This window comes from Streptomyces sp. NPDC021100 (assembly GCF_044333095.1).
GTDB lineage: Bacteria > Actinomycetota > Actinomycetes > Streptomycetales > Streptomycetaceae > Streptomyces.
On the sequence record NZ_JBIRQH010000007.1, the window covers coordinates 285,290 to 300,446 of the forward strand.

Sequence of the window (15,157 nt, forward strand, 5' to 3'; positions counted from 1 at the left end):
GTGCCCCCACCCGGTGGACACCCCGGTGCCACCCCCGCTCCCTTTCCCCGAGGAGAGTGCGCCATCAAAGCGTCCAGCAAAGAGTCCAGCAGCGGCACCGCTCCCGCGGTGGAACTGCAAGGCATCACCAAGCGGTTCCCCGGTGTCGTGGCCAACCACGACATCTGCCTCACGGTCCGCCGCGGCACCGTCCACGCCCTCTGCGGCGAGAACGGCGCCGGCAAGTCCACCCTGATGAAGATCCTCTACGGCATGCAGAAGCCGGACGAGGGCACCATCACGCTCGACGGCGAGCAGGTCAGCCTGCACAGCCCGGCCGACGCCATCGCGCGCGGCATCGGCATGGTGCACCAGCACTTCATGCTCGCCGACAACCTGACCGTCCTGGAGAACGTCGTCCTCGGCGCCGAGAAGCTCCACGGCATCGGCGGCAGGGCACGCAAGAAGATCAAGGAGATCTCCGACGCGTACGGCCTCGGCGTCCGTCCCGACGTCCTCGTCGAGGACCTCGGCGTCGCCGACCGCCAGCGTGTGGAGATCCTCAAGGTCCTCTACCGCGGCGCCCGCACGCTGATCCTCGACGAGCCGACCGCGGTCCTGGTCCCGCAGGAGGTCGACGCGCTCTTCGACAACCTGCGCGAGCTCAAGGCCGAGGGCCTGACGGTCATCTTCATCTCGCACAAGCTCGGCGAGGTGCTCTCCGTCGCGGACGACATCACCGTCATCCGCCGCGGCACCACCGTCGGTACCGCGGTCCCCAGCGAGACCACGCCCAAGCAGCTCGCCGAGCTGATGGTCGGCGAGGAACTGCCCTCGCCGGAGACCCGCGAGTCCACGGTCACCGACACGCCCATGCTCACCGTCGAGGGCCTGCACCTGTCGGCCACCGACTCCGACGGTGTGGTCCGGACCGTCCTCGACGGCATCGGGTTCACCATCCACAAGGGCGAGGTCCTGGGCCTCGCGGGCGTGGAGGGCAACGGCCAGGCCGAACTGGTCGAGACGATCATGGGCATGCGCGACCCGGACCGCGGCACCGTCACCCTCGACGGCGTCGAGATCACCCACGCGCCGACCCGCAAGCGGCGTGAGGGCGGCATCGGCTACATCCCCGAGGACCGGCACCGCCACGGCCTGCTGCTGGAAGCCCCTTTGTGGGAGAACCGCATCCTCGGCCACGTCACGGAGAAGCCCAACAGCAAGGGCGCGTTCCTCGACAACAAGGCCGCCCGGGCCGACACCGAGCGCATCGTCCGCGAGTTCGACGTCCGCACGCCCGGCATCGAGGTCACCGCGGCCTCGCTCTCCGGCGGCAACCAGCAGAAGCTGATCGTCGGCCGCGAGATGAGCCACCAGCCGAAGCTGCTCATCGCCGCCCACCCCACCCGCGGTGTGGACGTCGGCGCGCAGGCGCAGATCTGGGACCAGATCCGCGAGGCGCGCCGCGAGGGACTCGCGGTGCTGCTGATCTCCGCCGACCTGGACGAGCTCATCGGGCTCTCCGACACCCTGCGGGTGATGTTCCGCGGCCGCCTGGTCGCCGACGCGGACCCCGCCACCATCACCCCGGAGGAGTTGGGCTCGGCCATGACCGGCGCCGCGACCGGGCACCTCGAGCACCCCGAGAACCCCGAAGAGCCGCCGGCCCCGGCCGACGGCACCAACGACGACAGCGACAGCGCGGAAGGAGGAGACTCCAAGTGAAGAAGTTCGACAAGAACAAGATCATCCTGGGGATCGCCGCGCCCCTGCTGGCGATCGTGGCCGCCGTCGCGATCACCTCGATCATCATCGCGGCCACCGGTAAGGACCCGTTCCACGCCTACCAGGTGATGGTCGACTTCGGCTCGAAGAGCGACAGCCAGGTCTGGATCATCAACAAGGCCACCCCGTACTACCTGTCCGCGCTGGCCGTCGCCATCGGCTTCCGGATGAACCTCTTCAACATCGGCGTCGACGGCCAGTACCGCATCGCGGCCTTCTTCGCCGCCGTCGTCGGTGGCGCGCTCACCCTGCCCGGCATCATCCAGATCCCGATCATCATCATCGTGGCGATGGCGGTCGGCGCGATCTGGGCGGGCATCGCGGGTCTGCTGAAGACCACCCGCGGCGTCAACGAGGTGATCAGCACGATCATGCTGAACGCCATCGGCGCCTCGGTGATCGGTTACTTCCTCCAGGACGGCCGGCTGGCGAAGAAGGAGGGCAACCTGCTCCACACGCCCTACCTGCCGGACTCGGCCCACTTCTTCGAGATCCCGACCACGCCCAAGCCGATCTACGGCTTCGTGATCGTCGCGGCCGTCGCGGGCCTGGCCTACTGGTTCATCCTGGGCCGCACCCGCTTCGGCTTCGACCTGCGCACCGTCGGGCAGTCCGAGTCGGCCGCCCAGGCCAGCGGCGTCAGCGTCAAGCGCATGATCGTCACCTCGATGCTGCTCTCCGGTGCCGTCGCCGGCCTCGTCGGCATGCCGACCCTGCTCGGCGTCTCGTACAACTACGGCACCGACTTCCCCACGGGCATCGGCTTCACCGGCATCGCCATCGCCCTGCTCGGCCGCAACCACCCCGTCGGCATGGCGCTGGGCGCCCTGCTCTGGGGCTTCCTAGACCGCACCGGCACCCAGCTCGAATTCGAGGGCTACGCCCAGGAGATCGTCGGCGTGATCCAGGGCGTCATCGTCCTCTGCGTCGTCATCGCCTACGAGATCGTGCGGCGCTACGGCCTCAAGACCCAGCAGCGCAAGGTCGGCGAGGAGCTCGCCGCCCAGGCCCGCAAGAGCGACAAGGCGGAGGTTTCCGCGTGAGTACCACCTTCACCTCCGGGCTCGCCGACCGGCTGAGCGGGAAGAACAAGGGCGACGGCGGAAAGCGGAAGCTCTCCTACCCCGTCATCATGCTGGGCGTGGCGGGCGCGCTGATCCTGCTCTCCGCGCTGCGCGCGATCACCGGCGCCAACGACCTGACCGGATCCGGCCAGTTCGGCTCGGCACTCGCGGCCGCGGTGCCGATCGGCCTCGCGGGCCTCGGCGGTCTCTGGTCCGAGCGGGCGGGCGTCGTCAACATCGGCCTCGAAGGCATGATGATGCTGGGCGCCTTCTCCGCCGGCTGGATGGGCTGGCAGCACGGCCCCTGGGTCGCGGCCGTGGCCGGCATCGTCGGCGGTGCGCTCGGCGGCCTGCTGCACGCGATCGCCACCGTCACCTTCAACGTGGACCACATCATCTCCGGTGTGGCCATGAACATCCTGGCGCTGGGCATCACCCAGTACTTCGCCAAGCTGTGGTTCGGCGCCGAGGGCAGCGCCGCCCAGCAGGCGGGCGGCAACGACAAGCAGTCGCCCGTCATGAGCAACATGGGCGACTTCTCCATCCCCGGCCTCGCCGACTGGCTCCACGACGTGGAGAAGCACCACTGGTTCCTCGTCTCGGACCTCGCCGGCATCGTGCGCGGCTTCGTCTCCGAGGTGTCGTGGCTGACGATCGTCGCCGCGCTGCTCTTCGTCGGCACGTTCTTCGTGCTCTGGCGCTCGGCCTTCGGTCTGCGCCTGCGTTCCTGCGGTGAGAGCCCGGTGGCCGCCGAGTCGCTCGGCGTCAACGTCTACACGTACAAGTACGCGGCGGTCGTCGTCTCCGGCGCCCTCGCCGGCCTCGGCGGCGCGTTCCTCGCCATCGGCACCCACATGTACTCCGACGGCCAGACCGGCGGCCGCGGCTACATCGGTCTCGCCACGATGATCTCCGGCAACTGGCGGCCGGGCGGCGTGGCCATGAGCGCCGGCCTGTTCGGCTTCATGGACAGCCTCCAGCTGCGCTCCGGCGGCCCGACCGTCCACGCGCTGCTGCTGCTGATCGCCGTGCTGCTGGTGGGCTTCGCGGCCTGGCGCTTCAAGGGCGGCAAGGTCAAGGCGGCCGTCGCCGCCGCGGTCGTCGCCGTGGCGCTGTTCGTCTGGTTCGCCCTGACGGACACCGTGCCGCTGGAGTTCGTGGACGCGACGCCGTACGTGGTCACGCTGCTGGTGCTGTCGCTGTTCTCGCAACGGCTGCGGATGCCCAAGGCGGACGGCAAGCCCTACCGAAAGGGTCAAGGAAAGTGACCTCTCCCGCTCTCTGGGCGGAGCTGCGTGCGCAGGCCCGGGACGCCATGTCCCGGGCCTACGCCCCGTACTCCGGCTTCCCCGTCGGTGCCGCGGCCGTCGTCGACGACGGCCGGGTCGTCACCGGCTGCAATGTGGAGAACGCCGCCTACGGCGTCGCCCTGTGCGCCGAGTGCGGTCTGATCTCCGCCCTCGTCTCCTCCGGCGGCGGCAAGCTCACCGCCTTCACCTGCTGCGACCGCAACGGCGACGTCCTGATGCCGTGCGGCCGCTGCCGCCAGCTCCTGTGGGAGCACGGCGGCCCGGAGCTCGCGGTGGACACGGCCTCGGGGATCCGCCCGCTGGCCGAACTCCTCCCGGACGCGTTTGGGCCCGCCGACCTCGATCGATGAAGATGTCCTCAAGCGCCGGACGGGCTGACGCGTCAGCCCGTCCGGGTCACTTTCCGGCCCCGGGAAGACCTGAGGACGCACGAACTTAAGGAAAATGTGCTGATGGACGCCATTTCCGTCATCCGCGCCAAGCGCGACCGCGGCCGTCTGACCGACGAGCAGATCGACTGGATGATCGACGCCTACACGCGGGGCGAGGTCGCCGACGAGCAGATGTCCGCGCTCGCCATGGCGATTCTGCTGAACGGCATGGACCGTGCGGAGATCGCCCGCTGGACGGCGGCGATGATCAAGTCCGGCGAGCGCATGGACTTCTCCTCGCTGCCCGTGCCCACCGCCGACAAGCACTCCACCGGCGGCGTCGGCGACAAGATCACGCTGCCGCTGGCCCCGCTGGTCGCCGCCTGCGGCGCGGCCGTCCCGCAGCTTTCCGGCCGCGGCCTCGGCCACACCGGCGGCACCCTCGACAAGCTCGAGTCCATCCCCGGCTGGCGGGCGCTGCTCTCCAACGACGAGATGATGGACGTCCTGCGGAACGTCGGCTCCGTCATCTGCGCGGCGGGCGACGGCCTGGCTCCGGCGGACAAGAAGCTGTACGCGCTCCGCGATGTCACGGGCACGGTGGAGGCGATTCCGCTCATCGCCAGCTCGATCATGTCGAAGAAGATCGCCGAGGGTACGGGCTCGCTCGTCCTCGACGTCAAGGTCGGCTCCGGCGCGTTCATGAAGAACATCGAGGACGCGCGCGAGCTCGCCTCCACGATGGTCGGCCTCGGCACCGACCACGGCGTCAAGACCGTCGCCTTGCTCACCGACATGTCGACCCCGCTCGGCCTCACCGCCGGCAACGCCCTCGAGATCCGCGAGTCCGTCGAGGTCCTCGCGGGCGGCGGCCCGGCCGACGTCGTCGAGCTCACCCTCGCCCTCGCCCGCGAGATGCTCGCCGCGGCCGGCCTGCCCGACGCGGACCCGGCCAAGGCCCTCGCCGACGGCTCCGCCATGGACCACTGGCGCCGCATGATCATCGCCCAGGGCGGCGACCCGGACGCGGCCCTCCCGGTCGCCCGCGAGCAGCACGTCGTCACCGCCGCCTCCTCCGGCGTCCTCACCACGCTCGACGCCTACGCCGTCGGCGTCTCCGCCTGGCGCCTCGGCGCGGGCCGCGCCCGCAAGGAGGACCCGGTGCAGGCCGGCGCGGGCATCGAGATGCACGCCAAGCCGGGCGACACGGTCACGGCCGGCCAGCCGCTGCTGACCCTGCACACGGACACCCCGGAGAAGTTCGACTACGCCCTCGCGGCCCTGGAGGGCGGCGTCGAGATCGCCCCGGCCGGCACGGACTTCACGCCGAACCCGATCGTGCTGGACCGCATCGCCTGACCTGCGGTTTCCCCATTCGGGTGAACGGGACCGGTGGACCTCCGCCGGTCCCGTTCGCCATGCTGGGGTCGGTGACGTACCTGATGAAGGAGAACCGCCGTGAGCGCACTCGCCGCTGACCACCCGCAGGGTCACAGTCACGAGTGGGAAGAGCTCGTCCGCCTCTGGGAGGAGACGGACGCGCCCGAGGGCTGCAAGGTGGAGATCATTGAGGGGATCGTCACCGTGTCACCAGCGCCTGCCAACCAGCACAACAGCATCGCCTGGAAGCTGCAACGCCAGTTGACCAACGTCATTCCCGAGGACTGGGGGCTGTACCAGACGCTGGCCGTAGCCATCCCTGCCCGGAGTGGTGTCTACATTCCGGATCTCGTGGTGGCGCCGGAAACAGTGGTCGACGCCAGTATCGAGGAGGCCGTGAACGAGTCGGAGAATTACATCCAGGCATCCGCCGCCTCGTTCATTTGCGAGATCACCTCGAAAACGAACGCCCGACACGACAGGATCAGCAAGCCGGCGGGCTACGCGAGGGCCGGTGTGCCGCTCTACCTGCTCATCGACAGGTGGGCGCCCGGGGGCCCCACGATCACGCTGTACGGCGAGCCCGGGGATGACGTCTACCGCGTCCTGCAGGCAGGGAAATTCGGGGACGACATTCACCTGCCGGCGCCCTTCGACCTGGTGATCGACACCAGCTCTTTCCCTTTGCGCTGACCGCTGGTCGGGTACCGCGCCGGGCGAGGGTGCCCCTGTCCCGCCCCTTCCCGTTTCTCGCGGGGGTGACCCCCGCACCCCCCAGCACGTCTGCGGCTCGCGTCCTCAAACTCCCCCAGAGGGGCCCCGGGAAACGGTGAAGGGGTGGGAGTGGGGCCGGCTCACGCCGATCGGAGTGCGCGGCGCTCCACCAGCGCCTTGCGCGTCGCGTACAGCGTGATCGACGCGGCCGCCACCATCGCGCCGAGGCCGAGGACGATCACCCCGTCCCAGCCCCCGGCGCGGAACGCGAGCGCGCCCACCGTGCCGCCCACCGAGCTGCCCAGGTAGTAGGCGGTCTGGTAGAGCGCGGACGCCTGGGCGCGGCCCGTGGTCGCGGTGCGGCTGACCGAGGACGAGGCCACCGCGTGGCCCGCGAAGAAACCGGCGGTGATGAGGACGAGGCCGAGCAGGACGGCCGTCAGGGAGGACGCCAACGTCAGCAGCAGGCCCGCGGACGTCGTGCCCATCGCCAGATACAGAGCGCCGCGCCGGCCCAGCCGGCCGACCAGCTTGCCGGCCGCGGCCGAGGAGACCGTGCCGACCAGGTAGACGAGGAAGACCGAGCCGACGAGCCCCTGCGGGAGGGAGAAGGGGGCCGCGGCCAGCCGGTAGCCGATCACGGTGTAGACCGCGCCGAAGACGGTCATGAAGAGCGCGCCGATCAGGTACAGCCGGACCAGCAGCGGGTCGGAGAGGTGCCGGCCGAGCGTACGGGCCAGGTCGCGCGGCGCCACCGAACCCGGGGTGAAGTGCCGGGCCTTGGGGATCAGCAGCCGGAACGCCACCGCGCACACCACCGCCAGCACGCCGACCGAGGCCAGCCCCGCGCGCCAGTCCCACGCCTGGGCCACCCAGCCGGCGAGGATGCGGCCGGACATGCCGCCGATCGCGTTGCCCGCCACGAACAGCCCGATCGCGCCGACCAGAGCCCGCGGACGGACCTCCTCCGCCAGGTAGGCCATCGCCGACGCCGGCACGCCCGCCAGCGCCGCGCCCTGCGCCACGCGCAGCCCGGTCAGCCAGCCGAGGTCCGGTGCGAACGGCACCAGCAGCCCCAGCAGCGCCGCGACGCACAGGGCGGCCGTCATCATGGCCCGCCGGCCGAACCGCTCCGAGAGGGCGCTGAGCGGGACGACGGCGAGGGCCAGACCGGCCGTCGCGCCGGAGACCGTCCAACTGGCCTGGTCAGCGGTCACCCCGAGGCCGTCGGAGATCGCGGGGAGCAGGGCCTGGGTGGAGTAGAGGAGCGCGAAGGTGGCGACGCCCGCCGCGAAGAGGGCGAAGCTCATCCGGCGGTAGCCGGGGTCGCCGGGCGCGGTCCGGGAGTCCTGGGCGGGGGAAGGGGACGGCGAGGGAAAGGCATCCGAGCGTGCTATGACGACGGATGCCCCGGTATCGGCAGGAGGCATGTCGAAACCGTATGCAGGCTGCATCTGATGCGTCCAATGCACAGAATGGCCATAATCCATCCTGTGAAGCATGAACGCAGGTCAGAGCGGCGTCTGTCACCGGGCGGCAACAGAAAAGACATCCCTGTTACTGGCGCGTCCTTGACACCCGTCACCCCGGCGGCGGCCGGGGGCCCCGCGCCGAGCGCGGATGTCGAGGCGGACTCCTGGGCGGTGACGCTCACTCCGCGGCTCGCCCAGTTCGTCGCCGTGGCCCGGCACGAGCACGTCACCCGCGCCGCCCAGCAGCTGGAGATGCCGCAGTCGACGCTCAGCCGCTCCATGGCCCGGCTCGAACACGACCTGGGCGTCGCCCTGTTCGCCCGCCACGGCCGTACCGTCTCGCTCACCGCCGCCGGCCGGACCTTCCTCGCCACGGTCGAGCGGGCGCTCGGCGAGGTGGACCGCGCCGCCGAGTCCGTCCGGGCGGACGCCGACCCCGCGGCCGGCAAGATCGCGTTCGGCTTCCTGCACACGATGGGCTCCGAGACCGTACCCGAGCTCATCCGCGCCTTCCGCGCCGACCATCCCCGCGTCCGCTTCCAACTCGTCCAGAACTACGGCGAGGCGATGATCGAGCGGCTCCGCGACGGCGACCTCGACCTCTGCCTCACCTCGCCGGTCCCGGACGCGCCGGACCTCGTCGCCCGCCGCCTCGACGAGCAGAAGCTGCGGCTCGTCGTCCCCGACGACCACCCGCTGGCCGTCCGGAAGCGGATCCGCCTCGCGGAGGCGTCCGCCGAGCTGTTCGTCACCCTCGAACCGGGCTACGGACTCCGCCGCATCACCGACGCCCTCTGCGCCGAGGCCGGATTCACCCCGAAGATCGCCTTCGAGGGCGAGGACCCCGAGACCCTGCGCGGCCTGGTCGCCGCCGGGCTCGGCGTCGCCCTGCTCCCGCCGCCCGCCGTGCCGCGCCCCGGCGTCGTGGAGCTGACCGTCACCGCGCCGCGCGCGGTCCGCGAGATCGGGGTGGCGTGGCTGGACGGCCACCCCGACACCCCGCCCGTGGCCGCCTTCAAGCGCTTCCTGCTCTCGCGCCGGGGGCAGTTGCTGCTGCACCGCTGACCGTCAGTGGCCGAGCGTCTCCCCGAACCCGCAGGCCAGCGGCATCCGCAGGCCCAGCGGGGGCGGCGCGGCCAGGGCGTCCGCCAACGGCCGGGCGCACGGATGGCCGAAGAGGGTGCCCCGGACGAAGTCGGCGGTGAGAGCCAGCACTTCGGCGCGGTGCTGCCGCAACCCGTGCCCGTCCGAATGGACTTCGAACCGGCACACCTCCCGGTTGATCTTCTTGGCCCGTTCGGCGAACCGGTAGGAGAGGTCCGGGTCGGTGCGCTCGTCATTGGTCCCGTGCACCAGCAGCACCCGGCGTCCGGCCAGCTGCCGCACCGGATCGGGGTCGAGGACGGCCTCCGGGTCGGGCAGCCAGAGGGCGATCGCCACCGCGCAGGTCACCGCCGGATGGCCGGCCGCCCGCAGCGCCGCCCGCCCGCCCAGGTCCGTACCGACCAGGCAGACCGGTACGTCGCCGTACCGCCGCACGACCTCGTCCGCCGCCCACAGCGCGTCCTCCACCGGATGCGCCGCCACGCCGTTCCAGCCCCGGTGGCGGTAGCGGACGACGTGGGTGGCCAGGCCCTCGCCGGCGCCCGCGCGGGTGAGCCGGCGGGCCAGCCGGCCCTGGGCGGCCGGGATCCGGGACGGCGGCCGCCGCCGCCCCACGGCCGGGCCGCCCGGCAGCAGCAGTGCCACCCCGGTGACGGCCTCCCCGGCCCGGCCCGCCCCGAACGGCCTGCTCAGCGCGGGCTCGACGGCCTTCCGGCGCTGTGGGCCGGGTTTGCGCCCCAACGGCCCCACGGGACCATGTGGTCCCTCTGATCCCTCTGGTTCCTCTGATCCCTGAGACGACCCTTCCGGCCCCAGCGGATCCGGTTGCGGCAGCGCTTGCTGAACCATGGCAGACAACGATGGCAGAACGAGACGCGGTGTCCACCCCGCCGACGGGTCACCGTTCCGTATCGTTCGGGTGCATCTACGCGCGTAGGGGCTAGAGTGCCGAAATGACGAGCGACACCACCGCACTCCCGACCCCCGAACAGATCCGGCGCGCCCCCAAGGTGCTCCTCCACGACCACCTGGACGGCGGCCTGCGCCCCGCCACGGTCGTCGACCTGGCCCGGGAGACCGGGTACGACCGCCTCCCCGAGACCGACCCCGAGAAGCTGGGCGTCTGGTTCCGCGAGGCCGCCGACTCCGGGTCGCTGGAGCGCTACCTGGAGACCTTCGCCCACACCTGCGCCGTCATGCAGACCCGCGAGGCCCTGGTCCGGGTGGCCGCCGAGTGCGCCGAGGACCTCGCCGCCGACGGCGTCGTCTACGCCGAGATCCGCTACGCCCCCGAGCAGCACCTGGAGGCCGGACTCACCCTCGAAGAGGTCGTCGAGGCCGTCAACGAGGGCTTCCGCGAGGGCGAGCGGCGGGCGAAGGAGGCGGGCCACCGCATCCGCGTCGGCGCCCTGCTGACCGCGATGCGGCACGCCGCCCGCGCCCTGGAGATCGCCGAACTCGCCAACCGCTACCGCGACTCCGGCGTCGTCGGCTTCGACATCGCGGGCGCCGAGGCCGGCTTCCCTCCCACCCGCCACCTCGACGCGTTCGAGTACCTCAAGCGCGAGAACAACCACTTCACCATCCACGCCGGCGAGGCGTTCGGCCTCCCCTCCATCTGGCAGGCCCTGCAGTGGTGCGGCGCCGACCGGCTCGGCCACGGTGTGCGGATCATCGACGACATCGAGATCGCCGAGGACGGCACGGTCAAGCTCGGCCGCCTCGCCTCCTACGTCCGGGACAAGCGCATCCCCCTGGAGATGTGCCCGACCTCCAACCTCCAGACGGCGGCGGCCACCTCGTACGAGGAGCACCCGATCGGCCTCCTCCGCAAGCTGCATTTCCGGGCGACGGTGAACACCGACAATCGTCTGATGAGCGGAACCAGCATGAGCCGCGAATTCGAGCACCTGGTCAAGGCGTTCGGCTACACGCTCGACGACATGCAGTGGTTCACCGTCAATGCGATGAAGTCCGCCTTCATTCCCTTCGACGAGCGGCTGGCCATGATCAACGACGTGATCAAGCCCGGATACGCCGAGCTCAAGTCGGAGTGGCTGTTCCGCTAGGAGCGACGGAAACCGCCGGGTCCTCGCATTCGCAGGCAATACGACTGGCGGTCAATCGTCCCTGAATACGACTGATACGGCCGGGAATTCAAACGTCCCGGCCGTGTCATTCGGTACGGGCCGGTCGTTCTCGTGACAGGTTGCAAAGCCTCCGGGAAATTACCCTCCCCCGTCACGAGGACAGATTTCACATGAAGCAGGGAACCATCAAGACCATCGGTGCCGCCGCCCTCGGCGCTGCCATCGCCGTCACCGCGGCGGGCACCGCGTCGGCCGCGGCTCCCACGGGCCCGCTGGAGAGGGCGACCAACCTGGCCGCCCGCACCAGCAAGCAGCTGCCCATCGAGGACCTGGCCCCGGTGCTCCCCGGCGGACCGGTGATCAGCGCCACCAACCGCGCGCTGGGCTCCTCCGCGCTGCAGACCACGGCCGGGGCCGTGGACCGCGCGGTGTTCCCCCAGAAGGGCCCGGTGGCGCAGGAGGGTCCGGGTGACAACAAGGGCAACGCCGGTCTCCTGGGCCTCGTCCCGGAGGGCGCCCTGCCCAAGGGCCTCTCGACCGGCAACCTGACCACCGGGCACCACTGAGACCGCGTCCAGACCCGGCACCACGTCCGCACACCGGCCGCGCACCCCGCTCGGGGGCGCGGCCGGTGTGCGGACGTGGCGCCGACGGGCCGTCCCGGCGGCGGCCGGCCGTCACCAGGATTCGGACGAGCGGTGGCCCTCGTCGGGCAGCATCACCCACAGCGCCAGATAGACCAGGAACTGCGGGCCCGGCAGCAGACAGGACACCAGGAAGATCAGACGCATCGTGGTGGGCGTGGTGCCGAAGCGGCGGGCGAGTCCCGCGCAGACACCGGCGATCATCCGGTGGTCACGCGGGCGGACCAGGGCGGCGGACATGGCGGGATCTCCTCGCGAACGAGCGGACGACCCGGGCGGCGGCCCGGGACCGGGAGGGATGTCCTCCCGATGACTCCACGCTAGGACCGGGCGCCCGGCAGGGCGTCACTCCACGGGGCGACTCCGACCCTGGGGATCGTCGGGGTCGGACCCTGAGACGTCCCCTCCTCCCGGAGGAGGGGACGGGGAGGGCGGGCCGGGGCACCCCGGCCCCGCCGGCGGAGCCGGGCCCGGGCCGCGGGCACCACCGCGAGGTGGGCGACCGCGACCCCGGTGACGTTGAGCAGCAGCGCGTCCAGATCCAGCACCTGCCCCACCACGCCGCCCCGGACCACCTGGAGGACCAGGGAGAGCATGGCGGAGGTGAAGACCGTACGGGCCAGCGAGCCGAGCGGCGACGCGTCGAGCCGGCCGCCCGCCCAGGGCAGCAGCACCCCCAGCGGCGCGAACGGGAGCAGCCCCCCGAAGATCGCCCGCGTCGCGTCCCAGGGCCCGAGCGCCAGGTCGGCGCGGAGCGTGGCGAACGGCTCCAGATGCGCGGCGGAGACCCAGGGAGCGGTCAGCGGCCGCATGGCCAGCCAGCCCACCACGACCAGGTGGGCGGCGAGGAGGACGCAGCCCGCGACGCGGTAGCGGTGTCGGAGGGCGGCCGTACCGCCGTAACCATGACGCTGCACGCACCACAGGACGCGGGGCGCGGGGCGCGCGGTTCCGGCCGCGGACGCGCGGTACCGGCGCGGTTCCGGCGCCGGCGCCGCGCCGGAGCGCTCAGTCGCCCTGGAGGTTCTCCGGGTGGGCCCGGGTGTCGTCCGTGCACACGTAGCTCCGGGGCGCCTCCCCGCCGGGCCCGCCGAGCAGCACCGAGCGCCGCCCCTCGGCCGCCGCGGTACCCGCGAACGTACAGACGATCTGCGCCAGGCCGAGCTGCGGGAGCTCGTCCGGCGGGGTGCTCAGCCGGAGCGTGCCGGCCGGGTCGTCCCGGCGCGGGCCGGCGACGGTGAGCCGCTGCGGCACGTCGGTGGACAGCCCGGTCGCCTCCTCGGCGGACGAGGGCTGGCGGCGCAGCTCCTCCAGGAGCGCCCGCGCCATGTCGACGGTGCGCTCCGGTCCGGGGCCGGTGCGCTGCCGGACCACCGGCGTCAGCTGGGAGGCGCACACCAGTTGCACGGTGAGCGTCTGGCCCTTGGGCTGGGGCGTGGCCGGGACCGGCGCCGGCCGGGTCAGGCAGGACGCCCGAGAGGGCGCGCTACCCGCGTCGACGGGGACGGCGGTGCCGCGGATCCCGCAGCCGGCGGCGAGGGCGCACAGGGCGGCGGTGAGCGCGGCCGTCCGCGCTGTGCGCCTCACTTCGTGCCCCCTTGCGCCGGACCGCGGCCGTCCTTGCCGCCGTTCCCGGTGTCCTTGGTGTCCTTGGTCTTCTTCGGGGCCTTCGCGCCCTTCGTACCCTTCGCGTCCTTGGTGCCCTGCGCGTCCGTGCCCTTCGCGTCCTCGGCGTCCCCGTCCTCGTCCCCGTCTCCGGTCGCGGACACGTCCCGCGGCAGCGTCAGAGTGAAGACCGCGCCGCCCTCGGGCGAGTTGGCGGCCGTGATCTCGCCGCCGTGGATGTGGGCGTTCTCCAGTGCGATGGACAGGCCGAGGCCGCTGCCCTCGGAGCGCGGGCGCGAGGCGCTGGCCTTGTAGAAGCGGTCGAAGACGTGCGGCAGCACGTCCTCGGGGATGCCGGGGCCGTGGTCGCGGACCTCGATGATCAGCTCGTCGTCCACCGGGCGCACCCGCACCCGCACCGGCGAGCCGCCGTGCTTGAGCGCGTTGCCGATCAGGTTCGCCAGGATGACGTCCAGGCGGCGCGGGTCGAGGCGCGCCATGATGCCGCGCTCGGCGTCCAGTTCGACGGCGTCCAGCCAGGCGCGGGCGTCGATGCAGGCGGTCACCTGATCGGCGACGTCCACGTCGTCCAGGACGAGCCGGGCCGTGCCCGCGTCGAAGCGGGTGACCTCCATCAGATTCTCCACCAGGTCGTTCAGCCGCCGGGTCTCGCTCACCACGAGCTGTACCGCGGGCGCGATCATCGGGTCGAGGGAGTCCGCCTCGTCCTCCAGCACCTCCGTCACCGCCGTGATGGCGGTCAGCGGGGTGCGCAGTTCGTGGGACATGTCGGCGACGAACCGCCGGCTCGCCGCCTCGCGGGCGCTGAGCTCCTCGACCCGCTGCTCCAGCGACGCGGCGGCCCGGTTGAAGGTCCGCGACAGCTCCGCCAGTTCGTCCGTGCCCGAGACCTGGAGCCGGGTGTCCAGCTTGCCCTCGCCCAGCCGGCTCGCCGCCTCGCCGAGCCGCTGCACCGGCCGCAGCACCGTCGAGGCCGCCGCCTGCGCGAGCAGGGCCGAGCCGATCAGGGCCAGGCCGGTGGCGATCCCCAGCGACCAGGCGAGCGAGTTGAGGTCCGCGCGCTCGTTCTCCAGCGACTTCAGCAGGTAGCCGGTGGGGCCGCCGCCGATCACCTTGGCGCCGCCCACCAGGTAGGGCTTGCCGTCGAGCGTGATCCGCTGCCAGTAGAGGTGGTACGGGTACGGGTTCGAGTCGTCGACCTTGCGTTCCCGGTTGACCGCGGTGACCAGCGTCTTCGGCACCGTCTCCAGGGTGAACAGGTCGCGGTCGGAGGGCGCCGCGCAGCTGCCGCCGCCCTTGACCTTCCCGATCAGCAGGACCGCGTACTTCTGCGAGGTCCCGGCCATCCGGTCGGCGGCGTCCTGGAGTTCGGGGCAGGTCGGCGACAACGGCAGCGCGCCGGTGTTGTCCTGGAGCGACTTGCGGAAGTCGTCCAGCGCCGCGTTCTGGGTCCGGGTGAGGACCGCGTCGCGGTTCAGCCAGTAGGCGATCGCCGACGCGGACACCGCCGCCGCCAGCGCCACCAGGGCGAAGACCAGCATCAGCCGCAGCCGCAGGCTGATCCACCGCATGCTGATCCTCATCAGACTCCCGGCGGCCCGGCCCCGGCCGGTCTCTT

At 71.8% G+C, this 15,157-nt stretch carries 15 protein-coding genes; 9 read left to right on the top strand and 6 right to left on the bottom strand.

Features of this window, described 5'->3' with window-relative positions; all coding sequences use genetic code 11:
* The first annotated feature begins 108 nt into the window (after positions 1-108).
* The 6 genes from ACH4PU_RS16685 (at position 109) to ACH4PU_RS16710 (ending at position 6,582) form a co-directional block, all read left to right on the top strand.
* Positions 109-1,704, top strand: coding sequence for an ABC transporter ATP-binding protein (locus ACH4PU_RS16685; protein ID WP_398272056.1), 1,596 nt, complete (start codon positions 109-111; stop codon positions 1,702-1,704).
* On the top strand, positions 1,701-2,807 hold the full coding sequence (locus ACH4PU_RS16690) for an ABC transporter permease (protein WP_398272058.1): 1,107 nt from the start codon (positions 1,701-1,703) through the stop codon (positions 2,805-2,807). The genes ACH4PU_RS16685 and ACH4PU_RS16690 overlap by 4 nt, the downstream gene beginning before the upstream one ends.
* A complete protein-coding gene (locus ACH4PU_RS16695) occupies positions 2,804-4,096 on the top strand; it encodes an ABC transporter permease (protein WP_398272060.1) in 1,293 nt (430 codons plus the stop codon). The genes ACH4PU_RS16690 and ACH4PU_RS16695 overlap by 4 nt, the downstream gene beginning before the upstream one ends.
* On the top strand, positions 4,093-4,488 hold the full coding sequence (locus tag ACH4PU_RS16700; RefSeq protein ID WP_398272062.1) for a cytidine deaminase: 396 nt from the start codon (positions 4,093-4,095) through the stop codon (positions 4,486-4,488). The genes ACH4PU_RS16695 and ACH4PU_RS16700 overlap by 4 nt, the downstream gene beginning before the upstream one ends.
* A gap of 96 nt (positions 4,489-4,584) precedes the next feature.
* Positions 4,585-5,868 (top strand): thymidine phosphorylase, encoded by a 1,284-nt coding sequence (locus tag ACH4PU_RS16705; protein WP_398272064.1) that lies wholly within the window; start codon positions 4,585-4,587, stop codon positions 5,866-5,868.
* 99 nt (positions 5,869-5,967) lie between these two features.
* The gene (locus ACH4PU_RS16710) at positions 5,968-6,582 is read left to right on the top strand and encodes a Uma2 family endonuclease (protein ID WP_398272066.1); all 615 of its coding nucleotides are present in this window, start codon (positions 5,968-5,970) and stop codon (positions 6,580-6,582) included.
* Between the two features lie 161 nt (positions 6,583-6,743).
* On the opposite strand, the gene ACH4PU_RS16715 is transcribed toward ACH4PU_RS16710, so the two are convergent.
* Positions 6,744-8,033 carry an MFS transporter gene (locus ACH4PU_RS16715; RefSeq protein ID WP_398272068.1) on the bottom strand — a complete coding sequence of 430 codons (1,290 nt, stop codon included), beginning with the start codon at positions 8,031-8,033 and terminating at the stop codon, positions 6,744-6,746.
* A 45-nt stretch (positions 8,034-8,078) separates the two neighbouring features.
* Between ACH4PU_RS16715 and ACH4PU_RS16720 the strand changes: the two genes are divergently transcribed.
* On the top strand, positions 8,079-9,140 hold the full coding sequence (locus tag ACH4PU_RS16720) for a LysR substrate-binding domain-containing protein (RefSeq protein WP_398272070.1): 1,062 nt from the start codon (positions 8,079-8,081) through the stop codon (positions 9,138-9,140).
* 3 nt (positions 9,141-9,143) lie between these two features.
* Here ACH4PU_RS16720 and ACH4PU_RS16725 read toward each other — a convergent pair whose 3' ends face one another.
* Entirely contained in the window at positions 9,144-9,920 is a 777-nt protein-coding gene (locus tag ACH4PU_RS16725) for an alpha/beta hydrolase family protein (protein WP_398272072.1), read from the bottom strand.
* 212 nt (positions 9,921-10,132) lie between these two features.
* Here ACH4PU_RS16725 and ACH4PU_RS16730 point away from each other — a divergent pair, with 212 nt between their 5' ends.
* Both ACH4PU_RS16730 and ACH4PU_RS16735 read left to right on the top strand, forming a co-directional pair.
* Positions 10,133-11,248, top strand: a complete 1,116-nt coding sequence (locus ACH4PU_RS16730; RefSeq protein WP_398272074.1) for an adenosine deaminase — start codon at positions 10,133-10,135, stop codon at positions 11,246-11,248.
* A gap of 191 nt (positions 11,249-11,439) precedes the next feature.
* Positions 11,440-11,835 carry a hypothetical protein gene (locus ACH4PU_RS16735; protein ID WP_398272076.1) on the top strand — a complete coding sequence of 132 codons (396 nt, stop codon included), beginning with the start codon at positions 11,440-11,442 and terminating at the stop codon, positions 11,833-11,835.
* A 111-nt stretch (positions 11,836-11,946) separates the two neighbouring features.
* Here ACH4PU_RS16735 and ACH4PU_RS16740 read toward each other — a convergent pair whose 3' ends face one another.
* From ACH4PU_RS16740 to ACH4PU_RS16755, 4 genes are all read right to left on the bottom strand, one after another.
* Complete coding sequence (locus ACH4PU_RS16740) at positions 11,947-12,153, bottom strand: PspC domain-containing protein (RefSeq protein ID WP_398272078.1); 207 nt, start codon at positions 12,151-12,153, stop codon at positions 11,947-11,949.
* Positions 12,154-12,233: 80 nt separating this feature from the next.
* The gene (locus ACH4PU_RS16745; protein ID WP_398272080.1) at positions 12,234-12,830 is read right to left on the bottom strand and encodes a VanZ family protein; all 597 of its coding nucleotides are present in this window, start codon (positions 12,828-12,830) and stop codon (positions 12,234-12,236) included.
* A 91-nt stretch (positions 12,831-12,921) separates the two neighbouring features.
* Entirely contained in the window at positions 12,922-13,500 is a 579-nt protein-coding gene (locus tag ACH4PU_RS16750; protein ID WP_398272082.1) for a hypothetical protein, read from the bottom strand.
* Entirely contained in the window at positions 13,497-15,122 is a 1,626-nt protein-coding gene (locus ACH4PU_RS16755; RefSeq protein WP_398272084.1) for an ATP-binding protein, read from the bottom strand. Before ACH4PU_RS16755 ends, ACH4PU_RS16750 begins: the two co-directional genes overlap by 4 nt.
* Positions 15,123-15,157: the final 35 nt, after the last annotated feature.